At 37.7% G+C, this 25,972-nt stretch carries 30 protein-coding genes; 14 read left to right on the top strand and 16 right to left on the bottom strand.

The features are described 5' to 3' along the window. Positions 1 to 37: 37 nt before the first annotated feature. The 3 genes from CVT13_RS09070 (at position 38) to CVT13_RS09060 (ending at position 5,064) form a co-directional block, all read left to right on the top strand. Complete coding sequence (locus CVT13_RS09070) at positions 38 to 1,555, top strand: DKNYY domain-containing protein (protein WP_107812336.1); 1,518 nt, start codon at positions 38 to 40, stop codon at positions 1,553 to 1,555. Next, entirely contained in the window at positions 1,552 to 2,997 is a 1,446-nt protein-coding gene (locus CVT13_RS09065; protein WP_107812335.1) for a DKNYY domain-containing protein, read from the top strand. The genes CVT13_RS09070 and CVT13_RS09065 overlap by 4 nt, the downstream gene beginning before the upstream one ends. 126 nt (positions 2,998 to 3,123) lie before the next feature. Continuing rightward, positions 3,124 to 5,064, top strand: a complete 1,941-nt coding sequence (locus CVT13_RS09060) for a BCCT family transporter (RefSeq protein ID WP_107812334.1) — start codon at positions 3,124 to 3,126, stop codon at positions 5,062 to 5,064. 357 nt (positions 5,065 to 5,421) lie between these two features. Here CVT13_RS09060 and modD read toward each other — a convergent pair whose 3' ends face one another. The 10 genes from modD to CVT13_RS09010 form a co-directional block, all read right to left on the bottom strand. Then, on the bottom strand, positions 5,422 to 6,255 hold the full coding sequence (modD, locus tag CVT13_RS09055) for a ModD protein (protein WP_107812333.1): 834 nt from the start codon (positions 6,253 to 6,255) through the stop codon (positions 5,422 to 5,424). Position 6,256: 1 nt separating this feature from the next. Further along, positions 6,257 to 6,517, bottom strand: coding sequence for a helicase (locus tag CVT13_RS09050; RefSeq protein ID WP_087585279.1), 261 nt, complete (start codon positions 6,515 to 6,517; stop codon positions 6,257 to 6,259). Positions 6,518 to 6,529: 12 nt separating this feature from the next. Beyond that, complete coding sequence (locus CVT13_RS09045) at positions 6,530 to 7,993, bottom strand: alanine/glycine:cation symporter family protein (protein ID WP_234412009.1); 1,464 nt, start codon at positions 7,991 to 7,993, stop codon at positions 6,530 to 6,532. A gap of 14 nt (positions 7,994 to 8,007) precedes the next feature. After that, entirely contained in the window at positions 8,008 to 10,083 is a 2,076-nt protein-coding gene (locus tag CVT13_RS09040) for a heavy metal translocating P-type ATPase (RefSeq protein ID WP_107708236.1), read from the bottom strand. Continuing rightward, entirely contained in the window at positions 10,067 to 10,390 is a 324-nt protein-coding gene (locus CVT13_RS09035) for an oxidoreductase (RefSeq protein WP_085658618.1), read from the bottom strand. The genes CVT13_RS09040 and CVT13_RS09035 overlap by 17 nt, the downstream gene beginning before the upstream one ends. Continuing rightward, complete coding sequence (locus CVT13_RS09030; RefSeq protein WP_021091246.1) at positions 10,390 to 10,704, bottom strand: hypothetical protein; 315 nt, start codon at positions 10,702 to 10,704, stop codon at positions 10,390 to 10,392. Before CVT13_RS09030 ends, CVT13_RS09035 begins: the two co-directional genes overlap by 1 nt. A 9-nt stretch (positions 10,705 to 10,713) precedes the next feature. Continuing rightward, positions 10,714 to 11,025 carry a hypothetical protein gene (locus CVT13_RS09025; RefSeq protein ID WP_051288446.1) on the bottom strand — a complete coding sequence of 104 codons (312 nt, stop codon included), beginning with the start codon at positions 11,023 to 11,025 and terminating at the stop codon, positions 10,714 to 10,716. Positions 11,026 to 11,056: 31 nt separating this feature from the next. After that, the gene (locus CVT13_RS09020) at positions 11,057 to 11,707 is read right to left on the bottom strand and encodes a ferritin-like domain-containing protein (protein ID WP_107812332.1); all 651 of its coding nucleotides are present in this window, start codon (positions 11,705 to 11,707) and stop codon (positions 11,057 to 11,059) included. Further along, a complete protein-coding gene (locus CVT13_RS09015; protein WP_021091233.1) occupies positions 11,700 to 12,023 on the bottom strand; it encodes an HMA2 domain-containing protein in 324 nt (107 codons plus the stop codon). Before CVT13_RS09015 ends, CVT13_RS09020 begins: the two co-directional genes overlap by 8 nt. Before the next feature lie 101 nt (positions 12,024 to 12,124). Then, the gene (locus CVT13_RS09010) at positions 12,125 to 12,571 is read right to left on the bottom strand and encodes a Fur family transcriptional regulator (RefSeq protein WP_107812331.1); all 447 of its coding nucleotides are present in this window, start codon (positions 12,569 to 12,571) and stop codon (positions 12,125 to 12,127) included. A gap of 150 nt (positions 12,572 to 12,721) precedes the next feature. Between CVT13_RS09010 and CVT13_RS09005 the strand changes: the two genes are divergently transcribed. Continuing rightward, positions 12,722 to 12,931, top strand: coding sequence for a hypothetical protein (locus CVT13_RS09005; RefSeq protein ID WP_002942234.1), 210 nt, complete (start codon positions 12,722 to 12,724; stop codon positions 12,929 to 12,931). A 91-nt stretch (positions 12,932 to 13,022) separates the two neighbouring features. On the opposite strand, the gene CVT13_RS09000 is transcribed toward CVT13_RS09005, so the two are convergent. After that, the gene (locus CVT13_RS09000) at positions 13,023 to 13,685 is read right to left on the bottom strand and encodes a lipid-binding SYLF domain-containing protein (RefSeq protein ID WP_107812330.1); all 663 of its coding nucleotides are present in this window, start codon (positions 13,683 to 13,685) and stop codon (positions 13,023 to 13,025) included. A gap of 117 nt (positions 13,686 to 13,802) precedes the next feature. On the opposite strand from CVT13_RS09000, the gene CVT13_RS08995 reads away from it, so the two are divergent. Both CVT13_RS08995 and CVT13_RS08990 read left to right on the top strand, forming a co-directional pair. Next, entirely contained in the window at positions 13,803 to 14,411 is a 609-nt protein-coding gene (locus CVT13_RS08995) for a trimeric intracellular cation channel family protein (RefSeq protein ID WP_107812329.1), read from the top strand. Further along, positions 14,408 to 15,394 carry an SAM-dependent methyltransferase gene (locus CVT13_RS08990; RefSeq protein ID WP_107812328.1) on the top strand — a complete coding sequence of 329 codons (987 nt, stop codon included), beginning with the start codon at positions 14,408 to 14,410 and terminating at the stop codon, positions 15,392 to 15,394. The genes CVT13_RS08995 and CVT13_RS08990 overlap by 4 nt, the downstream gene beginning before the upstream one ends. Here the strand turns inward: CVT13_RS08990 and ybaK are convergent. Next, entirely contained in the window at positions 15,383 to 15,865 is a 483-nt protein-coding gene (ybaK, locus tag CVT13_RS08985) for a Cys-tRNA(Pro) deacylase (protein WP_084110087.1), read from the bottom strand. The genes CVT13_RS08990 and ybaK overlap by 12 nt on opposite strands. A gap of 58 nt (positions 15,866 to 15,923) precedes the next feature. On the opposite strand from ybaK, the gene fliL reads away from it, so the two are divergent. The 3 genes from fliL (at position 15,924) to CVT13_RS10500 (ending at position 17,773) form a co-directional block, all read left to right on the top strand. Further along, positions 15,924 to 16,460 carry a flagellar basal body-associated protein FliL gene (gene fliL, locus CVT13_RS08980; RefSeq protein ID WP_084042196.1) on the top strand — a complete coding sequence of 179 codons (537 nt, stop codon included), beginning with the start codon at positions 15,924 to 15,926 and terminating at the stop codon, positions 16,458 to 16,460. Then, positions 16,457 to 16,801 carry a holo-ACP synthase gene (gene acpS / locus CVT13_RS08975; protein WP_107784747.1) on the top strand — a complete coding sequence of 115 codons (345 nt, stop codon included), beginning with the start codon at positions 16,457 to 16,459 and terminating at the stop codon, positions 16,799 to 16,801. The genes fliL and acpS overlap by 4 nt, the downstream gene beginning before the upstream one ends. Positions 16,802 to 16,945: 144 nt before the next feature. After that, complete coding sequence (locus tag CVT13_RS10500; RefSeq protein WP_107812327.1) at positions 16,946 to 17,773, top strand: polyribonucleotide nucleotidyltransferase; 828 nt, start codon at positions 16,946 to 16,948, stop codon at positions 17,771 to 17,773. 146 nt (positions 17,774 to 17,919) lie between these two features. Here CVT13_RS10500 and radA read toward each other — a convergent pair whose 3' ends face one another. Genes radA through CVT13_RS08950 form a run of 4 tightly spaced genes read right to left on the bottom strand, consistent with a single transcriptional unit; the run spans position 17,920 to position 21,088 of the window. Further along, entirely contained in the window at positions 17,920 to 19,260 is a 1,341-nt protein-coding gene (radA, locus tag CVT13_RS08965; RefSeq protein ID WP_107789083.1) for a DNA repair protein RadA, read from the bottom strand. Next, complete coding sequence (locus CVT13_RS08960; protein ID WP_107812326.1) at positions 19,235 to 19,597, bottom strand: VanZ family protein; 363 nt, start codon at positions 19,595 to 19,597, stop codon at positions 19,235 to 19,237. Before CVT13_RS08960 ends, radA begins: the two co-directional genes overlap by 26 nt. Then, positions 19,590 to 20,456 carry a signal recognition particle-docking protein FtsY gene (ftsY, locus tag CVT13_RS08955; RefSeq protein ID WP_107812325.1) on the bottom strand — a complete coding sequence of 289 codons (867 nt, stop codon included), beginning with the start codon at positions 20,454 to 20,456 and terminating at the stop codon, positions 19,590 to 19,592. Before ftsY ends, CVT13_RS08960 begins: the two co-directional genes overlap by 8 nt. Then, positions 20,456 to 21,088 carry a TlpA family protein disulfide reductase gene (locus tag CVT13_RS08950; RefSeq protein ID WP_107812324.1) on the bottom strand — a complete coding sequence of 211 codons (633 nt, stop codon included), beginning with the start codon at positions 21,086 to 21,088 and terminating at the stop codon, positions 20,456 to 20,458. Before CVT13_RS08950 ends, ftsY begins: the two co-directional genes overlap by 1 nt. Before the next feature lie 49 nt (positions 21,089 to 21,137). On the opposite strand from CVT13_RS08950, the gene CVT13_RS08945 reads away from it, so the two are divergent. From CVT13_RS08945 to CVT13_RS08925, 5 genes are read left to right on the top strand one after another with little or no spacing between them, the layout of a single operon-like run. After that, positions 21,138 to 21,782 carry a 5-formyltetrahydrofolate cyclo-ligase gene (locus tag CVT13_RS08945; RefSeq protein WP_107812323.1) on the top strand — a complete coding sequence of 215 codons (645 nt, stop codon included), beginning with the start codon at positions 21,138 to 21,140 and terminating at the stop codon, positions 21,780 to 21,782. Next, positions 21,703 to 23,256 (top strand): ribonuclease Y, encoded by a 1,554-nt coding sequence (gene rny, locus CVT13_RS08940; protein ID WP_035167447.1) that lies wholly within the window; start codon positions 21,703 to 21,705, stop codon positions 23,254 to 23,256. Before CVT13_RS08945 ends, rny begins: the two co-directional genes overlap by 80 nt. 9 nt (positions 23,257 to 23,265) lie before the next feature. Continuing rightward, positions 23,266 to 23,862 carry a YSC84-related protein gene (locus CVT13_RS08935; protein ID WP_107812322.1) on the top strand — a complete coding sequence of 199 codons (597 nt, stop codon included), beginning with the start codon at positions 23,266 to 23,268 and terminating at the stop codon, positions 23,860 to 23,862. Further along, the gene (locus CVT13_RS08930; protein ID WP_107812321.1) at positions 23,862 to 24,428 is read left to right on the top strand and encodes a DedA family protein; all 567 of its coding nucleotides are present in this window, start codon (positions 23,862 to 23,864) and stop codon (positions 24,426 to 24,428) included. The genes CVT13_RS08935 and CVT13_RS08930 overlap by 1 nt, the downstream gene beginning before the upstream one ends. Continuing rightward, positions 24,425 to 25,765 (top strand): DUF945 family protein, encoded by a 1,341-nt coding sequence (locus tag CVT13_RS08925; RefSeq protein WP_107812320.1) that lies wholly within the window; start codon positions 24,425 to 24,427, stop codon positions 25,763 to 25,765. The genes CVT13_RS08930 and CVT13_RS08925 overlap by 4 nt, the downstream gene beginning before the upstream one ends. Positions 25,766 to 25,972 lie beyond the last annotated feature (207 nt).

The following is a 25,972-nucleotide window of genomic DNA, read 5'->3' as shown; positions in this document are numbered from 1 at the left end:
TAAAGTATCGCAAGATGAAGTCATTTGCAGGTTTAAAATGATAAAAAAATACCCAATAATTGTCATAGTGCTACTTTTTGCTTTTATCTTGCTTGGTATTTATATATTTATGTTTATTTCCGCTGGCTATATAGATGAAGATAGAGAAAAATTTAAAGATATAAGAGGCAGTGTGTTTTATACCACCGAATATGACAAGGTCTATGCCATTGTGCCAAGTGGCGGTAAATTTGAGCTAATAGGCGTGAGGGCCAGTAAATTTAGATACATTGACACCGGCAAATACGACAACAGAAACGTTGGCGCTAGCGATAAGGCGGTATATTGCGGTAATCTCGTGATGAGTGGGCTTGATCCAAATGGCGTTAGAGCGCTTGGCAATGGCTACTTTGGCGATGGCAAGATAACATATTTTTGCGATAGCGTAAGCGAGACAAACCTCGAAATATCCGCACTTAAAGAGTTTTGGGACATCTTCTCGCACAAAATGTTTAACACCCCAAAAGCGCAAACTCATATCTATAAATTTAGGCAGGTTGATAACGCAAATTTAGCAGCGATCTTGGGCTTTGGCTACGCAAGTGACGGAGTAAAGGTCTATCATGAGGGCAAAGAGCTAGAGGGCGCAAATGCCAGCAAAATGCGCTACATCGAGCAGGTATCTGGCAGAAAGAGCGTGCATTTTACGACTGATGGGGAAAATGTCTATTATGACAGCACAAAGCTAAGGATCAAATTTAGCCCGCAAATGCGTGATATCGGCGAGATATGGCGCATTCACTATCTTTATGAGCCAAATTCTGGCATGGTCTATGCAAATGACCATGAATTTGACCCAAAATTTGCCCCATACGAGCCACTTTTTAACCTAAAAGATGAGCACGCTTATCACGCTCTTTTTCGCGGTAAAGGCGGTATCTATCACTGGGAGCGAAAGTGGCAGTGGTATAACAGCATAGATGAGGGCGAGTTTGTAAGGGACGGCGATGATCCATTTAAAGGCGAGATAACGCCGCTATATGGCGACGTGGTGATAAGTGATGGCAAGACATATTTTCTAAAAACCTATGAAATTTGGCACAACACAAAAAATAACCACAGCCTAAGCTCACGCCACACTTGCATCGTAAGGCTTGATACAAAAGAGCAGTGGCGAAAGATCGGCCTTGTAAGAAACGATGGCTATGGCGCGGTCTATGCAAACGGAGATAAGACATATTATTTTGATAACGTCGGCTACGGCTGGCGTTTTAACAGCAGTGTTTATGATATAAACGACCTTGGCGTGGTTGAAATTCTCACTCGTCCTTATGGTCCAAATGTTAAGAATTTAAAACTAGATGAGATAGTAAAAATGGTAGATCAAGGCGCTATGGTGCCAGCTGAGGGCGAGGTGGTGATCGATGCGATAAGCGACTTTGATGATTACTCGCAAAAATATGCCTACTGGATATTTTTAGCCATCGCATTTATAGTCTCGGTGGTTGGCGCTATTTTTAAAAACAAAAAGCAAAAAAACGAGCTTAAAAAAAGGGTGGATGACTATAGATCATGAGAAAAATTACTATTAGGTTTATTTATTTTTTAGTCATCTTGGCGCTATTTTTTGTTTTGGCGATGCTTTATCTATGGCATGAGGGCGAGTATCAAAGAAGCTTTGCAAACATTGATAATAGCGAGTTTTACCGCTCGCCTGAGGGTAAAATTTACGTTCAAATTTCAGGCAGTGGTAAGTATGAGCTAAAAGGCGTCAATGAGGCTAGTTTTAGGGTCTTAAAGCTAAAACACGCATACGACTACTCAAACGTAGGAGCTGATAAAAAAAGTGTCTATTGCGCTAGAGAAATTTTACCAGGTCTTGATCCAAAAAGCACAAAAGTGCTTGGCAATGGCTATATAAGTGATGGTAAGATAAGCTATTATTGCGCTACTAGAAGCGAGAAAGAGCCAGGATTTAGCGAATTTGGCGCCATTATGAAAAACCTTGCTCACACCTTTATAAAAAGCTACGATGATAGCCCTTATTTTTACAGGACAAAAAGGGTTGAAAGCACAAATTTAGAGCCTATCTTTGACGCTGGTTTTGCAAGAGATGGCAGCATGCTTTACTACAAGGGCGAAAAGCTTGACGCAGATCCCAGCGAGCTAAGATACATCACGACAGAAAACGGCGCTGCTAGCGGATATTACACAGATGGCAAAAGCTTGTTTATGGGCTTTTATAGGCTTGATGCAAGCTACTCAGATGAGACGCGCCGGATATGCTATGACCCAAAGCATGACATAGAATATCTTTTTGAGCCAAAAAGTGGGGCTGTGTTTGCAAATGAGCATAAATTTAACGCTCAAAATATGCCTTATAGCGCCATTTATAGCGTGGATAACGTGCATTCGTTTTGGCCTCTTTTTGCCAGCAAAGATGGAATTTACTTTTGGGATGGCAGCAAAAACGAGCAGACTAAAATTTCAGACTATCAGCTAAAAGGCGAGCTAAAAAGGCTCTATGCTGACGTTTTTGTAGATGATGGCTCAGCGTATTTTTTACAACAAGGCGAAGAGTGGCAGCGCTCAAAGCACGGCAGGCACTTGGTGGCGCAAACTGTCTCTTTATATAAATTTGCCCCAAGCTCATCTTGGCGTGAGATAGGGCTGGTAAAAGATGGCGAGTATGGCGCGGTCTATGCAAACGGCGATAAGGTCTATTTTTTTAGCAGCATAAAGCTATTTTATGGCATTAGACATAGCGTTTATGAGGTGGCAGATCTTAGCGTCATAGAAATTTTAACAAGGCCGTCTAAAGAGCTTAGCGCAAAAGATATCAGCGAGATGATAAAGCGCGGCGAGCTAGTGGAGGCAAGCGGCGAAGAGGTCGCGAGATCTAGGATAGAGTTTGACTCGCCAAAGATCATCTTGTATATCACATTTGGCATCGCTTTTTTCGTCATAGTGCTAACAACTCTTGCAAAACCAAAGAGAGATGAAAGAGACTTGAGATAAATTTCAAAGTGGCTATTTTTGGTGGCTGAAGCTTAAAATTTCATAAAAAATTTAAAGAGAAAATTTGACCTATTTACTCTTTTTTGTTAGTTTGAAAGCAAGCTGACATTACAAAAAGGAGGAAAAATGATCAAATTTCAAAGATCAAAATTTAATAATTCAGTATTTATCCCATCACTTATTGTGATAGTTTTAATAACAGCATTTGCAGCGGTATTTCCAAATTTCTCAAATGAATTTTTTAGGGGTATGCAAGATTACATCTCGGCAAAATTTGGCTGGTTTTACATCCTTGCTGTTGCCGTCATACTTCTTAGCGTCATCATCCTTGGCTTTAGCAAGCTTGGCGAGATCAAACTAGGAGCCGATCACGTAAAGCCAGAGCATAAAAATATCTCTTGGTTTTCTATGCTTTTTGCCGCTGGTATGGGCATAGGTCTAGTATTTTTTGGTGTGGCTGAGCCGCTTATGCACTATCTAAACCCACCAGTTGGTGACCCGCAAAGCGTCGCTGCAGCAAAGCTTGCGATGAATATCACTTTCTTTCATTGGGGCATGGGGGCATGGTCAGTTTATGCTATCGTGGCGCTAATACTTGCTTTTTTCTCGTATAGGCACGGCTTGCCACTCACGCTTAGATCGGCGTTTTATCCGATAATTGGCGATAAAATTTATGGCAAGATAGGCAATGCTATCGATACATTTGCCGTCGTGGCGACGCTTTTTGGCGTGGCGACCTCGCTTGGATATGGCGTACTTCAGGTAAATGCGGGTCTTACACACGTTTTTGGGCTGCCAACCATGCATATCACGCTTTTAATAGTGCTTTGCCTAGCTGCAACCATCTCAGCGGCAAGTGGCGTGGATAAGGGCATCAAAATCTTATCAAACGCAAACATCGCACTAGCTATTTGTTTTATGTTTTTCATACTATTTTTGGGCGATACGACGCAGCTTTTAAAGTCATTTGTACAAAATAGCGGCGACTACGTCTCTACGCTTATTTCAAACACATTTAACCTCTACGCCTACGAGAAGCAAAATGATAGCTGGCTTGGTGGCTGGACGCTGCTATACTGGTCTTGGTGGCTCTCTTGGTCGCCGTTTGTGGGGCTATTTATCGCTAAAATTTCAAAAGGCAGAACGATAAGAGAATTTGTCATAGGCGTGCTTTTAGTGCCGACTGGCTTTACTTTTGCTTGGATGAGTTTCTTTGGCAACTCAGCGATCTCGCTCGTGCAAAATGGCTTTAGCCAGCTAGCAACGACCGTAAATTCTGACTCAGCCTCAGCGCTATTTATGTTTTTAGAAAAATTTAGCTTCTCAGGCGTGCTAAGCGTGATCGCAGTCTTTATGATCGTCATATTTTTCGTCACTTCGGCCGATTCAGCGGCGATCGTGATGAACATGCTTTGCTCAAACGGCAAGGATGATACGCCGGTTTGGCAAAAGGTCTTTTGGGGCGTTACGGTGGGCGTCGTGGCGGCATTTTTGATGCTAGCCGGCGGCCTTGGCTCGCTTCAAGCACTTACGATAACTACGGCGTTGCCGTTTGCTATCGTGTTGCTTGGCGCCATTTACGGGCTATTTAAAGCCTTGCGCGTCGATGTGACCAAAAAAGAGACAAATAACTTTAACAACATGCCTCTTAGCGATCTTTCAAAGCCTTGGCAAGAGAGACTAAGCGCTATCATCACTCTACCTAGCAAAAAAGACGGCAGTAAATTTCTAAACGAAGTCGTGCTAAAAGCCTTTAACGAGCTAAAAGAGGAATTTGCCAAAAACGGCCTTGAGGCAAATGTAACAAAAGCTGAAAATTTCGTAAATTTAAACGTCGGACTTGGCGACGAGATGGATTTTAGATACGGCGTATATCTCACCAAAAGCCAGAGCCCGGACTACACCAGAGAGCTTGAGGGCGACGATCTTTATTACAGAGCCGAGGTATACCTAAAAGAGGGCGGTCAAGACTACGACGTGCTTGGTTGGAGCGAGGCTACGCTGATAAACGACGTCATCGAGCAATACCGCAAACACATGCAGTTCTTGCATGTCGTTAGAAGGTAGACTTGACTGAAATTTGCCTGGAATTTGAAAATTTCTAGGCAAATTGTAAATCTTACTCACTCGTTATCGTTTGTTACTGAATTTGAAAGCATAATATGCTTGTTTATAAATTTTAAAATTTAATTGAGTTTTATACACGTGGTGTAAAGCAAGATATAAGTGTCCTTATTTTTTAGAGAAAACAAATTAGAAAATTTAACTTTATTAATTTATATTTTTGCTTGTAGCTATGAGATAAATTTGAAATAAAAAATGTTAATTTTTTGTTGCGTATCGTTCAAATTCCAGAGCCAAAATGCATTTTCTGTAAATTTTTAACTTTGATAGATGTTTTGCTGTATCGGTCATTGTAAAAATTTATAAAATCTCAAGTCTGGTGCTGATATCAGCAACGCCTTTTGAATACATCGCTGACGTTACTATCGCATCAGCATTTGCGTAATCTTTTGCATTTGATAAATTTATACCACCAGCTGCTAGGATAATGGTATTTGGTGAAATCTCATCTCTTAAAGAGAGTACATTTTCGATGAGCTCTGGACTAAATTTATCACACTGTACGACGTCGCACTTTGCTTTTAGAAGCTTGCTTGCTTCGTCTAAATTTTCAGCTTCAACGCATACTTTTCGCTCAGCCATTTTTGCTTTAAACTCTGGCAAATGTGATAAAAATTTATCAAAGCTACCGTAGGCTTTCATGTGGTTTTTAAAAAATAAAATGCTATCACTAAGACCAAGTCTATGCATTTTACCACCGCCTTCAAGTACGGCTTTTACGCAAAATTTCTTAGCAAACGGAAAGCTCTTTCTGGTTGCTAAAATTTCACATTTTTTATTGACGCACTTTGTGGCATTTACCATTTTATTTGTATAAGTTGCGATGGCACTGGCATATTCTAGTGCGACTTGAGCTAGTTTCCAAGCTTTATGCACATCTTCGTAGCTGCCATAAATTTTTATGATCACATCGCCAGCCTTGCAAATTTGAGAATTTTGCAGAAAAATTTCACTCTCACACCCAAGTAGCCTTGCAACACTTGCGGCCACATCAACGCAGCTAACACAAATTTCATCACGTGAATAAATTTCAAGTAAGGCATTTTTATCGATATTTTGAAGCGACGTAGTAAGATCAAAGTAAGGTATATCTTCGTTTATATAGCTTAGAATTTCTGCGTCGCTAAGTGTCATTTTATGCCTTTTTTACTTCATTTTTTGCTTTTATTATCATTTTTTTGAAGATTCCATTATCATAAAGTCCAGCATGATAAAGGGCAAAACAAGTAAATGCAATGCCTGAAGCAACGTGAAATTTCTTAATGCTTTTATTTCTTTTCATAAAAAGGGCGCTTAAGCAAACTGAGGCCAAAGTGATGCCCATACCGACTTTTGATACTTGTCTATGAGTGTTTATATCAAGTAGTTTGCCACTTATTTTTGTTTCGTTTTTCAAATTCTTCTCCATTTAGTTTTTATTCCAGCAACTTGTATTTTTGATGCCAAGGCTTTCTGGGTCAAATTCTGGATTTAGCCCAGCCTTTCTTTGAGCTTCGTAGTCTCTGACTGCTATTATCACTACTTTTGAAAGTAAGAATATAGCGATGATGTTAATAGTTGCCATTGCAGCCATTGTGATATCCGCGATATTCCAAGCGAGCTTTAAATTCATCTGAGCGCCAATAAATATCATAACGACAGCTGTTATCTTAAATAGCAACGTAAGCTTGTGGTTTTTTGTTAAAAATTTCATATTTGCCTGAGCGTAGTAGTAGTTGCCAATAAGTGAAGTGATGGCAAAAAGTACGACTGCAAGAGTGGTAAAATGAACTCCAAATTCACCAAAATACTCTTTCATTGCAGCTTGAACGAGAGGAAGGGCGGTTAGTACCTCGCCACTTGATCCAGTTTGCTTTGTAAGATAGGCCTGTGAAAATAGTACGATCATACCAGAAGCGATACATATAGTCATGTCTATAAAGACTGCCATTGCTTGAACTAGGCCTTGTTTTACTGGGTGGCTAGTATGTGCTGCGGCTGCTGCGTTTGGAGCCGAACCCATACCAGCTTCGTTTGAGAAAAGGCCTCTTTTGATGCCTATTACGATCACGCTGCCGGCAAATCCGCCAAATATTGCTTTAAAATCAAAGGCATTTTCTAAAATCATCTTAACAACATCAGGAATTTCTTTGAAATTTAAAACGATAGCAATAAGTGCTAGCGAGATGTAGGCAAGTGCCATGAAAGGCACGATGTATGAGCTTACTTTACCGATAATGTGACTTTTGCTAAAAAACATTACTGCCGCAAATGCCGTAAGGATAAGGCCGATGCCAACAGGCAGACCACTTTGTGCAAAGCTAACGTTGCTACCAGCTTTGTCGTAGTAAATTTCAAAGGCTGATGTCATGGTGTAGCTTTGAAGTCCATTAAAGCCGTATGCGTAGGTGATGATGAGGATCACTGCAAAAAGAGAAGCTAGCCATTTTATGCCAAGGCCATTTTTTATGTAATAAGCTGGACCGCCTTTAAACCCAAAAACGTCTTTTGTCTTATAAATTTGCGCTAACGTACTCTCTATAAAAGCCGAAGCTGATCCTAAAAAGGCCATCAAGCACATCCAAAAAAGAGCTCCAGGACCGCCCGCGACGATGGCAGCTGAAATTCCAGCAATATTGCCTATGCCAACGCGCGAAGCAGTCGAGATCATAAGTGCTTGAAACGGCGTTAAATGGTGCTTATTGTACTTGTCCTTTTTTTCTACTAAGACCCTGCAAGCTTCAAAAAACATCCTAAACTGCACAAAACGAGTCAAATAACTAAAATAAATTCCCGTAGCCACAAGAATAATGACTAAAAAATATCCATATAAAAAGTCGTTGGCTATGTCCATTTTGCCGTTTAAAAAATTTAAGAAACTATCAAGCACCATCTACCCTTTCAAATTTATTTTGATTTGAATTTTACGCCCTTCATTGAATTTAATAAAAGCCAAATCGTTGTGCCATTATGAAGCATGGCAGTTGCTATTGGATTTAACATGCCAAGTGTTGCTGCACTTAGTATAGCTGTGTTTACGCCAACGGTTGAGCGGAAATTTGAGCTAATTAAATCCATTGTTTTATTTGCAAGCTCTTTTACAAGAGCTACGCTCATGATGTCGTCTTTTAAAAGACTTATATCAGCCGTCGCTTTAGCTATATCAGCACCTTTGTGCATACTTATACCCACATTTGCCTTAGTTAGGCTTGGAGCATCATTTATGCCATCTCCCACAAAGGCTACTTTTTTGCCCTCACTCTTTAGCTCTTCGATGATAGCTGCTTTATCTGTTGGTAAGCACTCCGCATAGACTCTATCAAGTCCAAGCTCGCGTGCTACTTCTTCAGCCTTGCTTTTGATGTCACCACTTAGCATGACGACCTCTTTTACGCCAAGGCTTCTTAGCTTTTTAACCATGTCTTTTGCGTTTTCTCTCATATCGTCTTTCATAGCAATGACGCCGACTAGCTCTTTGTCGTATCCAACGTAGAGTAAAGTTAAGCCGCTATTTAATGCTTTGCTTATTAAAGCTTCATGAGCTTTAAAGCTTATCATCTCGTCATCTTCTAAGAAGTGCCTGCTGCCGATAACCACCTCTTTGCCGTGCATCGCAGTTTTTACGCCATGAGCTACGATAAATTCAACTTCATCGTGATGAATATGGTGGAAACCACGCTTGTTAGCAGCTTCAACTATTGCTTCAGCCACTGGATGAAAGTAGTGTTCCTCAGCACTTGCAGTTAAATTTAATATATCATTTTGAGAAAAGCCTTCTTTAAACGAGTAAATTTCAACTACACTTAGGCGTCCATGTGTCAGAGTGCCAGTTTTGTCAAATACAAAAGTATCAACTGAGCTTAAAGCCTCGATCGCCTTTGCGCCTTTTACAAGAATGCCATTTCTGCCAGCTTTTGAGATACTTGATTTAAAAGCAACTGGTGTAGCAAGCTTTAATGCGCAAGAGTAGTCCGCTTGAAGTACGCTAGCAACGCTATTCATATTTTTATTTATAATGTATGAAAGTCCAGCAAGCGAGAGCGTAACAGGCACAAGTTTATCAGCTAGTTTTAATGCTTTTACACCAATGGCTGATTTTTCATTGAGTGAAGTTTGTATGTACTCTTTGATCCTAGCTGTTGCTGTGTCACTACCTACATTTTCAGCCCAAATTTTTATCCTACCTTCATCAACCACGGTGCCGCTTATAACACGGTCACCTCTAGCTTTTGGTATAGGTTCAGCCTCTCCGGTCATTGAGACTTGATTTACATCGGCGTTACCTTCAACGATATAACCATCAACGCCTATCGTCTCACCAGCTCCGACTACTACGATGTCGCCTTTTTTTAAATTTTCGGTTTTTACTTTTTCAAGCGTCTTTTCACCATTTAAATTTCTCTCGACCCAGACTTCTTCGATATTTGGTTTTGCTAGCTCTTTGATGAGATCATCACTTCTGTGGCTAGCGCTCTCTTCCATATATTCGCCGATATTTATCATCAAATTTGTGCTATTTGCTGCCAAATGATCACCCATTGCTAGGCTAGTACCAATGGCAGTTGCCTCAAGCACTTTTGAAGTAACGCCCTCATGCCTTAGCTCTTTTGCACCTTCTATTAAATTTGGTGCTGTGGCATAAAGAGTCACGGCTGATTTTAGAGTTTTGTTACTCATAAATGGTGTTATGCCAAGTGCAGCAGCAGCCTTATAGATATTTGCCTTGCTTGGCAAATTTGGATCTTTAGCCTTTGTTGGAAATTCATAGCTCTTTATAAAGTTTAAAATTTTATCGTAGTTTTTATTGTATTCAACGATAATGCTTTTTGCGTATTTATTTACACGAACACTTAGTGCATCAGTTCGCTCTGAGATCGCAGCCTCGATAGCGCTGACGTCGCTTCTAGCGTTTAGGCTCTCGCAAATAAACCTCGCTCTATTTTTACTCTTGTGAGCTAGAGTGATCTTATTTTTGTGAGTCAAGTTCTGCTTTGACATCTTCAAAACGCTCTTTTAGTTCTTCTATGCCAGCATTTATAAGCTCGCCACCTTTGATAATCGCTTTAAATACGCACTCTTGCGCTTTTGGATTAGTCAGTACATAAGCTGCGATACCACCTAAAACTAGACCTTTTACAAAGCCAGCAGCATTAAAATTTTCAGGTACAAATGGTAAATTTTGAGCTGCATTGTTTATTGCATTATCGATTGCGCTTGGCTGAGTAGCTGCTACATTGTTAGCTGCAGTTTCACTTGCTACGTTTTCTTCGTTGATGTAAGGGTTATTCATTATTTACTCTCCAATTTTATTAGTTTTTCTGCTATCAAAAGACCGCCGATACCAGCTGCTGTAAAAGCTGCTGCATTTAGATATTTTTTTTGTGCTATTAAATTTGAAGCATGAATACCAACAGCACCTACAAAACCACCTGTTACAGCGTATTTCGCTATCTTTTTAGCGACATCTTTTTTAGTTGCTCTATTATTTAGATAGTCACTAAAGCCAAGTGCAGCTGCACCCATGCCAGCGATTAAAGCACCGCTGATGAAGTGATCAAATGGAAGTCTTGTGCTTGAAAGTGTAAAAAGACTATTTTCTTGCATTCTCTATCCTTAAGCTATATCGTTTGGTGTGATAGCTTTTGGAGCGGCTGGCTTTTTAGCGCGTGGTTTTCTTGTTTTCTTTACCACTTTTTCAGCCTCTTTTTCTACTTTTTTAGCACCACGTTTTGCTTTTTTCTCTTCTTTTACTATAAAGTCTTTTGCATCTTTTGCAACACTTTTACCTTTTTTGTAAAGATCTTTTGCGGCCTCTTTGCCTTTATCAAAGCCATCTTGGGCGTACTCTTTGATCTTATCTCTTTTATTCCAAGCAGCTATTGCTAAACCGCCTACTGCTAAACCTGCTAAAAATGGTAATGCCATTTTAAATCCTTTCTTTGTTTGATTTTGTAAATTATTCATTTTCTTCATCCTTATTAAAATTTTTACTAACTACTGAAATGCCTAATGCCCCAAGCGCAAGTCCGCTAAAAAACGAGAAATTTGGATTATTAGTTATCTTTGCTAACTCGCTTTTATCAGCCTTGCCACTTGCGATATTTTGCAAGCTTTTAGTTATCTCATTAAAGTCATTTTGATAGTTTTCTAAAATATTTGTTATGCCATTTTGCTCAAAATTTTGTGAAATTTCATTTAAATTTAGCTCATTTTTTATTTCACAGCCACTATAAATTTCTTTTAAACGTTGCTTTAAAGAGGCGATGTATTCGTTGTTTGAAGTAGCCCAAAGTCTAAAAAATAGATCTTTTAGCTCTTCATCATCTAAGCTTTCACAAAATTTTTCATACATTTTATTTAGCTCTAACTCGTAGTTTAAAACTTGTATCAGCGCATCTTCTTTATTTTTTGCTGGCAAAAATATAGCTTCATTTTCGCAAGCAAGCTCGTAATCATGTGTGCTCGCAAATTTTTCTATCAAGATGATCGCATTTTTTCTGATATTTGCAATCTCGTTAAAAACATCACCAAATAAAGCTAAATTTTCATATAAGCTAAGTGCGTTCTTTTCGCTGGTATATGATGCATTTAAAAGTTCATTAAGCATATTTCACTTCTTTTGCAACTTCATTTACTCTAGTTGAAATCTCTTCTAAATTTTGCCCTTTTAAAAGATCTTCCCAAAGGTTTTTTGGAAAAATTTCATGATCATATTCGATCGTTACAGAGCCGATTAGCTTGTTAAATTTTACATTTTTTATACCATTTATCTGAGCTATCACATCATCTAAGCTAGCTAAATTTACGCTACTGCTTAGCTCTTTTATCTTTGGACTAACTCTTACTCTTAGTCTGCCGTTTGTGTGAGCTATCATTGAAAAATAGCTTGCAACTTGTGCTAAAGTTTGTGTTTTTATATCCATTTTTATCCTTTTTTTAATTGCGTATTATCTATTTCACAGCTTAAATAAATCTGAAATTTTTTTGTCTTTCATTATCAAAAAGTAAAATGAAATGATAAAATTTAATTTCCATTTTTCTCTTGGCAATCACTGCAAATACCATAAAGTATCATCGTATGCGACTGCTCACTAAAATTTTTTTCTTTGCAAATTTGCTCTTGCCTTTGCTCTATCATCTCATCTTCAAAATCAACTATCTTTTCACAAATTTCACATATCAAATGATCATGCGAGGATTTTAAATTTAGCTCAAATTTCTTTACTCCATTTTCTTCAAAGCAGTTTGCAAGATGATGCATTTCGAGAAAATTTAAAAACGAGTAAATTGATGTCATTGAAATTTCATTCTTGTGTATTTTGTAAACTTCTGAAGAAATTTCTTGAGCACTTAGATGAGAGTTGCTAATGAAAAGTACATGCAAAATTTGTTCTTTTAACTCTGAGCTTTTCTGCCCAAAGGCTTCTAAAAACTCTTTAAAATGCTTATAAAATAGTTCAAAATTATCCACAAAAACCTAACTAAAATGATAATGAATATAAGGATTTTACAACTTTACTTATAAAAAAAGCATAAAATTTCTTACGAATTTTAAGTAAAGTATTTTATAAGATTGTTTTGGTATAGTGTCGCATTTTTTAAATCAAAATTAAGGAATAAAATGACTTACGACGAGCTTGAATTAGACGCCGTTTTGTTAGAGGTTTTAGAAAATAGAGGCAGTTTTGATTCTATGGACGATGAGGAGCTTTATGAGCTTATCGAACAAGTTGCACAATATACAGATGGCGATTACGAAGAAGCGTTTGAGTATATGACTCAATTTTCTCCAATCCCTAAAAAACGCTTTGTTTCACTATTTATGGTTTAGCAAAAAGCTAAGCCATAACTTCTATAAAATTAATCAAAAAAGTAAAAATAAAAAGAGCTCTTGACCCACTTAATGAGCCAAGAAATTTGAGCTATAAGAAGTATTTTGAGATTATTTCTTTAAATTTCAGAGTGTATTTACTAGCTTTTGGGCTATTGTTGTAGATATTTTCAAAATCATACATTCGCTCATAGTAATCATTTGTATCTTGTATATTTATTTTAAGCCTTGCCACATCTAGGCTAACGCCTACAAAAGCACCACTTGTCTTGCCACGCTCCTCAGCAAATGCTGAAATTTCAGGCAAATCACTTGTGATCGCTACTTCATTACCAACGCCACCAGTTGCTTCTGCTTTTAGACTGATCGTATCTTTTGCATTAAATAAATTTGCATAAGCTTCTGAATTTTTAAATAAGATGATCATGTCAGCTGAGCTGTAACCAAGCTGCAAGCCTATGCTTCCAGATGTGTAATTTACAAAAAATGGGCTTGACCATTCACCATCATCGTTTTTAGCGATAAATACGCCTTTACCTGTTGATCCAGTTACAACAGCGCCTGCTTTTGTCACATCAGGGATTATGGCGATCGCTTTTATGCCTTCAAATTTAGTGTTTGGCTTTAAATTTCTCGCACCAAAAGCATTTAAAATATTTATTGCATTTTTTAGCTTTTGATTTTGGATCACATCAGCATTTAAGTGTGGCGTGAAAAATAAACCAGCAAGAAATATGATCAATAGTCTTTTCATTAAAATTCCTTCCTTAAATTTTTCGTTATTATAGCCTAAAATAAACTAATGGTAAAAATATTATTAATGATTTTTTATGAGAGTTCATTATAAAATGCGACCTTTTAAGGAAAAAATATGAGTTTAATACTTTTTGTCGAATACGTCGGTATCGCATCAGCTGCACTTAGTGGCTTTTTATTTGCAGTAAAAAAGGAGTGTGACTGGCTTGGAGTCTTTTTGTCTGCATTTTTGACTGCACTTGGTGGCGGTATCATGCGTGATATGCTTGTTGGTAGGGCGGTTTATTCATTTACACACTACATGCCAGTAAGCGTTGTTATTTTTATGTTGATTGTTTCAAGAGTGGCAAATTTACACATAAAAAGAGAAGGTTTGGAGCGAAAATTTGTATTCATTTTCGCCGATGCGATCGATGTTATTTGTTTTTCGATTGTTGGTGCGATGGTTGCTATTGAGTACAACTACAATATCTTTGGCGTCATGATGATCGCCTTTTTTAACGGAGTTGGTGGCGGTATCTTAAGAGATATCTTGCTAAATGAAGTCCCATGGTTTTTACGCACTGGACTTTACGGCACTATAAGCCTTGGCGTGGGGCTTGCTTACTTTGCGCTATATCATCTAGGTCTTACCAATATATTTTTTACTATGCTCTTGCTTGCTGCTGGCATTACAGTTAGGATGTTTGCGTTTTACAGAGGCTGGAAGCTACCTGATCTATGAAATTTAGCGAGTTTTTTGATATCTGGGTCAATGAAAACTACTATAAATTTGGCGTAGATATCGGCAAAAAGGGTGATTTCTACACAAATGTAAGCATTGGCTATCTCTTTGGTGCTTGCCTTGCAAACTACTTTTTAAAGCTGCTTAGAAACGGCGAAATTTCTAGCTCTTGCAAGGTCGTAGAGATCGGTGCAAACTCGGGCGATATGCTGGCTGATTTTGCGCAAGGAATTTTTACGCTTGAGCCAGAAATTTTGCCAAATTTAGAGCTTATCATCATCGAACCTCATGAAATTTTACGTAAAAAACAGCTTGAGACTTTTACAAAACGCTTTGGTGGTGAAGTAAAAATAAAACACTATAAAAATTTATGCGAGTGCTTGTTTGAAGAAATTTTCGTCATCTCAAATGAGCTACTTGATGCGTTTAGCTGCGAAATTATAGATGGGCAAAATATGCTTATTGTGGATGATGATCTAAAATTTTACTGGCAAAAAGCAGATCAAAATTTGCTAGCACTTGCAAAGAAATTTGGCATAAAAAAGGGCGAGATATCAACTAGCTACGCTAAATTTGCGCTCCAGCTTGCAAGTGCAGCAAAAAAGGTAAGATTTTTAAGCTTTGACTACGGCGAATTTGAGCCAAAAAATGAGTTTAGCCTAAGGATTTTTAAAGACCATCAAGTATTTTCTTTGTTTGAAATTTCAGACCTCGAGCCATATTTTAAAAGCTCAGATCTAACATATAGCCTTTGCTTTAAGCAAGTAAAAGAGGCTTTTTTTGAGGCTGGCTTTAAGATGCTTAAATTTAAAAAACAAAACGAGGCTTTAGTTTGCGATCTTGGTGTGGATGAAATTTTATCTTTGGTGCTTGAAAAGGGTAGCAAGCAAGCCTATGAAAATGCAGCCAAACAGGCGAAATTTCTACTCTCGCCCGAGTTTTTAGGCGAGAAGTTTAAATTTATAGAGTTTTTAAAGAGCTAGCCTAGCGATATTGGCAAAACTCGCCTCGCAAGCCTTTAAAAGATCATTTGGTGCTATTTTTATTTGTTTGCCTCTTACTCCAGCACTTACTAACACGTATTCTTGCTCTTTTGCACGTTCATCGATAAATGTGGCAAAGTGTTTTTTCATAGCAAGCGGTGAGCAGCCGCCCCTGATGTAGCCAGTGATCTTTTCTAGATCTTTTAAATTTATAAGCTCGCAGCGTTTGGCGCCACACGCGTGAGCAAGTGCTTTTAGATCAAGCTCCAAATCGCCCTGCAAGCAAGCAACAACGAAATTTTTAGGCTCACACTCACAAACGATAGTTTTATAAATTTGCTTTATATCTTGCTTAGTGCTAGCTGCTACGTGGATGGCTGAAAGATCGTTTAAATCAACTTCATACTCTAAAATTTCATAATTAATTTTTAGCTTGTCTAAAGCTCTAGCAGCATTTGTTTTATGTATCATTTTTTCTCATTTTTGCGAATTTTTTGTATAATTATAGCCAAAACTTAAAGGAGGAAAGATGGCTGAAGAAGTTGAAGAGAAAAAAGCAAAAAAAGGTGGCAATGGTGCATTAATGATAATTATCATTGCGATATTTGTTTTGCTACTAGTTATTGGAGGGCTAGTCGCGTTTTTGATGCTTAGTTCTGACGAGCCAAAAGAGGCAAACATGATGCAAGCACCAGCTCAGACTCAAACGCAGTCCATGCCAGCTCAAAATAAGGCAAAGCATGGTAGCAACGACTATTCAAATATGGGACCGATATATCCGCTTGATCAGTTCATTGTAAATTTACTTAGCGAAAATGGCTCAAGATTTCTTAAAACAAAGATCGATATGGAGCAAAGCGATGAGTTGCTAACTCCTGAGCTTGATAAGAAAAAAGCACTTTTAAGAGACATTATCATCAGAACACTTTCATCAAAAACCTACGAAGAAGTAAGCACTGCAAAGGGCAAGGATAGGCTAAAAGACGAGATCGTCGGCAAGCTAAATGAAGTGCTAAATGATGGCTACATCAAAAACATATTTTTTACTGATTTTGTGGTGCAATGATAGGCATTGATATCGTTAAGATAGATAGAATTTCAAAACTTAAGGCTCGTTATGGCGAGCTTTTTTTAAAAAAATTTCTTAGTGATGACGAGATCACGCTAGCAAAAAATGATGCGACTTTGGCTGGATTTTGGGCGGCCAAAGAAGCAGCTAGCAAAGCTCTTGGTGTGGGCATCAGCAAAGAGTGTGGCTTTTTGGACATTGAGCTTAGCAAAGACGCAAAAAACGCACCAAAGATAAAATTTAGCACAAAAATTTATACAAATTTTAATATCAAAGAAGCAAGCCTTAGCATAACTCACGACGGCGGATTTGCCGTAGCTGCAGTGATGATTGTCTAAAATTTATGCATTTTTACAAAGCTTTTTAATATCTTTTAACTACTTCTGATAAATTTAAAAAACGTATTTTTATAAAATTTTTTAAAGAAAAGACGATATCTTTAATTAAGATTTAATGGAGCTAAAGAAACTAAGGATAGTAAAATGCAAATTTCTAATAATCTCCCAACTTCTAACTATCTCTCAAGAGAAAACATAGCAAGAGAGATGGGCTTTAAATTTAATGATATAAACGAGATACTTAGTAACGATATGGGATATGGTATGACATTTCCTAAATACGCAAGGCTTGATAGAAAAGCTCAAGCTGCGTCTTATGATAGACATATATATCCACTATCTGGCTTTACAAAGGGTGATGAAGCAAAAGTCACTATCATAGGAAAGCTCAGAGGCTATGATCCTAACTTTACAAGCGAGCAGCTATCAGATCTTAAAAATTTCATAAATGAAAGTAAGGGTTTGTTTGTAGAGTACATACAAGGTCAGCAAGCAAAACCAGACAATGATAAGCCAAAAATTTTAAGAGATACCCCATATACTGTAAATGAATTTTTAAATGAATATCGTGGCGATAGCGATTTGCTATTTATGCAAAACTCAAGGACTATTGATCTGCTTGATAGCGATATGAGCGTTGATGAGTTTAAAGAGGAGTGGGCTAAATATGCATTAAAAGAGCGGTTTGATCTAACTTTATCTGGCGAAGATGCTAAAAATGCTGTTAATATATTAAAAGAGCTAAACGAAAAAGGTGTTCAGAATATAGATAATCTTGAAAAAGAAGACAACGCCAAAGAGAAGAAATTTACACCTATACAAGTTACTAAAAAATCTCACACCTATAAGCTTGAAGCCGATGAGAGATTTAAAGAGCTTTATAAATTTATAAAGAGTAAATTTGATAGTGGCAAGAGCATGTTTGAGATTTTAGAAAAAGTTGCAAAGCTTAAAGTGGATAAGAGGGCATAGGTATTTTATAAGCAAAGAATGGAATTTTTATAATTTGAATTTCAAAGAAAAAGCATAGATGCTCACAGATTTATGTAAAAGATAAAATTTCAAAAAACATGGCCTAGCCAGCAAAGTATTGATATTAAGTTGCTGGCAAGATAAATTTACATCCACTCAAGCACTTGCGTGATATCTTTTGCGTAAAAGCATTTTAGCCCTTGCGTGTCAAGCGGTTTGTTTGGGATGATAGCATTTTTAAATTTCTGCGTTTTTGCCTCTTTTAGTCGTTGATCTAGGTTGAAAATTTCTCTTATTTCGCCGTTTAGGCTTAGCTCACCGATGAATACGCTATCCTTGCTAATAGGGCGGTTTTTGAAACTGCTGATTATAGCTGCTATAACGGCTAGATCGGCCGCAGTTTCGCTTATCTTAACGCCACCTGAAACGTTTATGAAGACGTCGTAGTGCCCAAGTGGAATTTCAAGCTTTCGCTCAAGCAGGGCTAGCAACATATCTAAGCGGTTTCTCTCAAAGCCAGTCGAACTTCTTTTTGGATAGGCGCTTTCGCAAACGAGTGCCTGAATTTCGATGCTAAGCGCTCTTGAGCCTTCCATTATGATGGTGATCGCACTGCCACTCATCGCCCCACCACGTGTGAAAAATTTACTAGAAACCTCGTTTGCGCTCACGAGTCCGTGCTGGCTCATCTCAAATATGCCAACCTCGCTTGTCGAGCCAAAGCGGTTTTTAAACCCGCGCAAAATTCTAAGCTCTCTGCTCGCATCGCCCTCAAAATAAAGCACCACATCGACCATGTGCTCAAGCACTCTAGGCCCTGCGATCGAGCCCTCTTTGGTGATATGGCCGATGATGAAAACGCAGATGTTTTGGCTCTTTGCAAGTCTCATTAGCTCAAACGTGATCTCGCGAACCTGCGTGATCGAGCCTGGAGCAGAGCTTATATTTTGGCTATAAAGCGTTTGAATAGAGTCGATTACTAGTACTTTGTAGTCGCTCTTTTGCACCTCTAGCAGGATATCTTCTAGGCAAATTTCAGTTAGCAGGTATAAATTTTTATCCACTGCATTTAACCTATCGGCTCTCATTTTTATCTGGCTTTGGCTCTCTTCGCCGCTTACATAGAGCGTTTTTTTGCCATCTTTTGCTAAATTTGAGCCGATTTTTAAAAGCAGGGTTGATTTGCCGATGCCCGGGCTACCGCCTATTAAAACAAGCGAACCCTCGACCACGCCACCACCAAGAACAAGGTCTAGCTCGCTATCTTTGGTGCTAAATCTCGTGAAATTTTGAATTTCAACTTCGTCTATGCTTATGGCTTTGCTAGGTGCGCTAGTGCTTTTTGCTATCTCTTTACTTATCTTTATCTCTTGCTGGCTAAGCTCGACAAAGCTATCCCAAGCCCCACATTGTGGGCATTTGCCCAGCCATTTGCTCTGCTGATTTCCGCAGGCTTGACACTCAAAAACTGGCTTTGCTTTTGCCATAATATATCCTTTTTAAAATTTCAACTACTATCACTCCAAAAGCCGCTCCGATCATGTCAGCCACGATGTCAAGCAAGCTAAAGCTCCTGTTTGGTAAAAATGCTTGAACGAGTTCTATTTGCACACCAAAGGCTAAAAGTATGGCTAAATTTTTAAAAATTTTAAACTCATAGCCAAGATAGAGCAGGATGTATAGGACGCAAAAAGCTAAAAAATGATTTGCTTTATCCCACGAATTTTCGATGATCGTGGGACTTTTTGGAGTAAATGCAAGAAAATCAATTACCAAAAGAGCAGCGAAAAAGCAAATTTTACTAAGAAATTTCACTCTACTCAAAAATAGCGTCCATCAGCTCGTCTAAAAACTCGTCTGGATTAAATTTGATGATATCATCCATGCTCTCGCCAACGCCTATATAAAATATAGGTAGCTCAAGCTCTCTTGCCACGCCAAATAGTGCTCCACCCTTTGCGGTGCCATCAAGCTTTGTGATGATGACACCATCAAGCGAGACAATATCGTTAAATGCTTTCGCTTGCGCAACTCCGGCGTTGCCTTGCGTGCCATCAAGAATCAAAATTTTACGGTGTGGCGCTTTTTCATAAGCTTTTTTGCTAATACGAACGATCTTGTCAAGTTCGTTTGCTAAATTTGTTTGGTTTTGAAGTCTGCCGGCTGTGTCAAGGATGACTCGGTCGATACCTTTTGCAAGGGCTGAGCTGATTGTATCGTAAGCAACAGCTGAAGGGTCGTGACCTTGCTGGGTGGCAACTATTGGCACATTTAGCCTAAGCGACCACTGGCGTAGCTGCTCGATTGCACCAGCTCTAAATGTATCACAAGCGCCCAGAATGACGCTTTTGCCATTATTTTTATATAAATTTGCAAGCTTTGCGATAGTGGTTGTCTTGCCAGCACCATTTACGCCAAGGATGAGATCGACAAATGGCTTATCAGGCTCAATCACACGCTCGCTTTCGTAGATAAAATAGCTACTCATAACGCGCCTTAGATCGGCTCTGCTTACTTCATCTTGTGGCGGCAAGTAGTATAAAATTTCTTCCACGATCTCATAGGCTACGTCAGCTTCTAGTAAAATTTCTTCTAAACTATCTTTATTTATTTTTTTTGATTTTTTAGCTGAGCTGATCGCTCCAAAAGTCTTCTCAAGGCCTTTTTTTAGAAAATCAAGCATTATTTTGTAGCCCTATTTATATCATTTTCAAGCATCTCTTCAGGCACAAGACCGATGTAGCCTTGAACGTAGTCGCCATTTGCTTTAAAAAGTGCTGACGCAGGCAAGCCTTTTATGCCACCCATCGCTTTTTCAAATAAAAAATTTCCCTCTCCAACCGCGACTTCATATTTTATTTTATATTTTTGAGCAAAATCTTTTACTTCATCTTCACTTTTGTCTTCAAGTAGCACACCAACGATATCTAGCTCGTTTTTAAATTTCTCACTTAGGTTATTTAAGTGTGGGATCTCAGCCTTGCAAGGAGGGCACCAAGTGGCGAAAAATACGTAAAGAGTTGCTTTTTTACCATCTTTTACGTCAAAGCCATTACTTCTTTTTGTAATCTGCATAGTTGTGCCACTTAGCAGCTTTAGATTTATCTCTTTTATCTCGCTATCTTGGGTACTTTCACTCATTTTTGGAGTGAGTGAGTCTTTGCTTAAATTTTCATCTTTGCTAGCATTTTTATCTAAAATTTTGCCTTGCGTTTGTTCGCTTGTATTTTGCTCTTTTTTTTGCTTGTTCCCGTCGCCGCATCCAAAAAATGCAAAAATGCAAAGTGATGTTATAATTGCTCGTTTTAATGTCATAAATTTCCTTTTGAATAAGATTTCAGGATTATACAAGAAAGAGCATAAAATGAGTGTTAATTTAGAAAAAAATGAATTTAGAAAAAATGCAAGAGCAAATTTAATGAAGCTTACTAAATTTAAGGCCAAATGCTCGCACTATAAAGCTACAAAAACGCTTTTGAAATTGATAAATTTTACAAATTCTAAGAAAGTACTGTTTTATTTGCCACTTAACTATGAAGTCGATGTGCTTAAAATAAGGCGAAATTTATCACGTAAATGTGAAATTTTTGCCCCTTTTATGGTAGGTCTTAGCTTAAAGATGGTAAGATTGCGACTGCCATTTATAACTTATAAATTTAACGTCAGACAGCCATCTGGCAAAAAAATGGATAATGTTAGACTTGATATGGCAGTAGCTCCAGCGATTGGGGTTGATGGAGCTATGGCTAGGATAGGGCATGGAAAAGGATTTTATGATAGATTTTTTGACTCTTTGCCTATTAAGCCAAAACGGATAGTTTTTCTTGAGATAAAAGACTTTTATACCAAAGATGTGCTTTCAAATGCACAAGACGTGGTAGCAGACTTTTATATAACCCCAAACAAAAATTATATAAAAAGAGGAATGAATGATAGAGGTTTTAATAGGCTTAGGAGCCGGTGTGGCGGGCGTTGGAGCAGGGTATCTATACGCCAAAAAGATAAATGATGCAAACTACAACATCTTCTTAGAACAAGCAAAAGCAAAAGCAAAAGCTATCGAGTATGAGGCTGAGCTAACGCTTAAAAATTCTAAAATTTCAGTACAAGAGGCTGAATTTGAGGCTAAAAAGAGATACGACGATAAGACTACAAAGCTTCAAAAAGAGTATGCGAGTAAATTTGATGAACTAACCAAAAAAGAGAAAATTTTGCTAAATGAGCAAGAGCTTTTAAACGAAAGTAAAGAGCTTTTTGAAAAAGATAAGCAAGATGCAAAGATAACTTACGAAGAGGGCTTAAATTTAAAAGCGACTTATCAAAACAAGGTAGAAGAAGCGATAAGAGTACTTGAGCACGCTGCTGGCTTAACAGAAGAAGAGGCAAAAGAGGTCGTACTTAAAAAGGTCGAGGAGAAGTCTCGTGCGGATATCGCTCATATCGTTAGAAAATACGAAGAAGAAGCAAAAAGAGAAGCCAAAAAGAGGGTTAATTATATTTTGGCGCAGGCTACATCAAGATTTGCTGGAGAATTTGCGGCTGAGCGTCTGATAAATGTCGTAAATATTAAAAACGATGAGCTAAAAGGTAGGATCATTGGTAAAGAGGGACGTAATATCAAGACCCTTGAAATGGTGCTTGGCGTTGATATTATCATTGATGACACACCACATGCTATCATACTAAGTAGCTTCAATCTTTACAGACGTGCGATCGCAACAAGAGTGATCGAACTTTTAGTAGAGGATGGCAGAATCCAACCAGCAAGGATAGAAGACCTTCACAAAAAAGTGACTGAAGAATTTGAGCAAAGCATACAAGAAGAGGGCGAAAATATCGTCATGGATCTTGGTCTAAATAAAATTCATCCAGAGATCGTAAAACTAATAGGTAAGCTTAAATTTAGAGCGAGCTACGGTCAAAATGCCTTGGCTCACAGCCTTGAAGTAGCTCACCTTGCTGGTATCATCGCAGCTGAGTGTGGCGGAGATGAGAAGCTTGCAAAAAGAGCTGGCATACTTCACGATATCGGTAAAGCGTTAACTCACGAGTATGAGGGAAGCCACGTTGATCTTGGAGCAGAAATTTGTAAGCGCTACAAAGAGCATCCAGTAGTTATCAACGCCATCTACGCTCACCACGGCCACGAAGAAGCAACAAGTATAGAAAGTGCGGCTGTTTGCGCAGCTGACGCACTAAGTGCGGCTCGTCCAGGTGCAAGGCGTGAGGTACTTGAGAGCTTCTTAAAGCGTGTCGAAGAGATCGAAAACATCGCAAAAAGTAAAGATGGCATCAAGCAAGCTTATGCGATAAATGCAGGTCGTGAAATTCGTGTCATCGCAAATGCTAAACTTATAAACGATGACGAGGCAGTGCTTGTAGCAAAAGAGATAGCTCAAGAGATCGAGAGCAAGGTGCAGTATCCTGGTGAGATAAAAGTAAGCGTCATCAGAGAGACTCGCGCTGTTGATTTTGCAAAATAACGGCAAAATATGAAATTTCTTTTTTCAATTTTATTATTTTTCTCACTTGGCTTTGCCAGCGAGGAGCTCGTGCTAGATTCGGCAAACTCGTTTATAACAACTATGAGAGGCGCTAGAAACGCTCCTATAAAAGAGCTAATCGAGCAGTCAAAAGCGACGATCATCTTTCCAAGTGTTAAAAAGGTCGGTTTTGTAGTTGGTGGTATGGGTGGAGATGGTATTATGGTTGTTGGCAACATTAACTCGCCAAGTGAAATTTTACCAATTAGCATAAGTGGCGGCAGTATCGGTATACAGCTTGGTTATGAAGATAGTTCGCTTGTGCTTTTTATATTTAAAGATAGCATTATCCACGATATTAAAGATGCCAAGATCACGCTTGATACGAAGCTGTCAGTAGCTTTTGGTGACATTGGACGCAATTACAGTAAAGTAAGCGATTTTAAATTTTCAAGTGATATCTATGCTTATGCTGCAAATGATGGTTTTTTTGCGGGAGCTAGCTTTGGTGGAGCAGTCATCAGTGCAAGAGAAGAAATTTTAAAGCAAAGTGGCTATGCCTATGAACAGCTAATAGCCTCTGCATCTAAACTTTTAGGAGATTAATGCAAGATATCATAAACTCAGTTTCAACATACGGCTATATTGTATTGTTTTTTTATAGTCTTGGTGGCGGTATGGTTGCATTAATCGCCGCTGGAATTTTAAGTTTTGCCGGTAAGATGGATATCACTCTTAGTATAATTGTCGCTGCTGTGGCAAATACAATCGGTGACACACTAATTTTTTATGTCGCAAGATTTAATAAAAACTCACTTATGCCTTATATCAAAAATCATAAAAGAAAGCTTGCTTATGCAGGAATTTTGGCCAAAAAACATGGCGATAAGATAATATTTATCAAAAAATTTATCTACGGAGTTAAAACTTTGGTTCCTATCGCACTTGGACTTACGAAGTATTCATTTTATAAATTTAGCATTATAAATTTCATCTCGTCAGTGCTTTGGGCGATCATTATCGGATTTGCCAGCTTTAAAGCGGGTGATTATTTTGTAGGTGCAAGCGACTATCTTGGCGAGCATGGATATATTATGCCTCTTGCTATGGTTTGTTTGTTGCTTGGAATTTGGTTTTTTTTACAACATATTACAAAAAGGAGAAAAGCATGAAAAAGGTGATATCTGTTTTAATCGTAGTTATCTTAGTAGCCATTGGAGCGGTTTATTTTGCTTCAAATGAGGTGGAGAAAAACTATCAAAGGATAGTGAATGATCTAAACAATATTAATGGCTTTAAAATTTCTAATAACGATTACAAAAAAGGTTTTTTTGGCTCAAAAGGATCATTTGATTTTAGTGTTTCAAAAGATCTTTTGGAAAATATATTTGGTAAAAATGTAAATGAGGATTTGGTTTTTAAAGTAGAAAATGAAATTTCTCATACAGTGCTCGCTTTTATAGATGGCTTTGAAATAGACTCAAAAATTTCTATCCAAAACGATATGATTAAAAACATTATCGCAACATTCATGGGTTCAAACGTCATTGCAACAACTAAAACAAAAGTTAGCTTAACTGGCGATAAAGATGTAGATATCAAATTTAGCAATATTGAATTTAACGATAAGCAAAAAACTGCCGTTAATACAAAAGATATAAAGATTGGTATGACGCTTGATTCAAAAGATAGTATAAACAGCTTAAAGGTTGAAGCAGATAAGATTGTTTTGAAAGATTTTAGTGAATACAATAAAGTTGATCTAAATATCGAAGGGTTTTATATTGACTCAAGCTATAAAGAGCCAGTTAAGATTTCAAAAATTTTAGAGAGTCAGCTTGTACCTTATCTAGCAAAAGTTAAATTTAAAAGGGTGTCTTTCGCATCTAATGATATAAGTAATATTTTGATAGATGACTTTAAGTATGACTCAAAATTTGAAATCTCAAATGATCTTGGAAGATCGGACGATGTTATAAAAATAGGTATAGTAGCAGTTGATAAAGTAAAATATACAGATTTTGTCTTTGATAGCAAAATCGCAAATATCAATGTGCCTGCATTAAATAATATATTAGACAAGCTTAATAATTTAAATAATGAAGAAAATTATAATGTTTTAGCTGGATTAAATTTTGATGAGATAATAGATCAAATCTTAGAAAAGAATCCAAGCATAAAAATAGATACATTAAGCTTTAAAAAAGGAGATAAGGCTTTAAAGCTAAATTTGGATGCAGCAGTAAATGGCTTTAAAAAGGGAACAAATCAGTCAGAAATTTTTGATAAATTATCTCTTAGTGGAAAAATAAGCGTCGACGAAAGTCTAGCGAATTTTTTTGATACACTAGTGCCAGAAGTAGCTTTTGTTGAGCCTACTTTGATATCTGCTGGATATTTTAAAGAAGAGGATAAAAAAGTAATAAGTGAATTTAAATATGATCCAAACAAAAAAGATATTATATTTAATGGAAAAGTTGGACTTCAAAATTTCTTTATGGGTTTTTAAAAATTAGCCTGATTTTTATCTGCATTTAAGCATCACTTCTATATACTTCACTTTCTGTTTTGCAAAACGCAGAGCAGAAAGTTCTTTTAACTTACAATTGTTAAACTATTAGTCAATCTTTGAAATCTAAACAAGTGATCGATTGAGCCAGTCTATTATTTTATAATTTATAATAGATTAGACAAACTAATAAATAAAACTAAAAGT

The organism is Campylobacter concisus, assembly GCF_003049085.1.
GTDB classification, from domain to species: domain Bacteria; phylum Campylobacterota; class Campylobacteria; order Campylobacterales; family Campylobacteraceae; genus Campylobacter_A; species Campylobacter_A concisus_H.
Note: the sequence above shows the minus strand (reverse complement) of the source record. Positions and strands in the feature narration are given on the sequence as shown.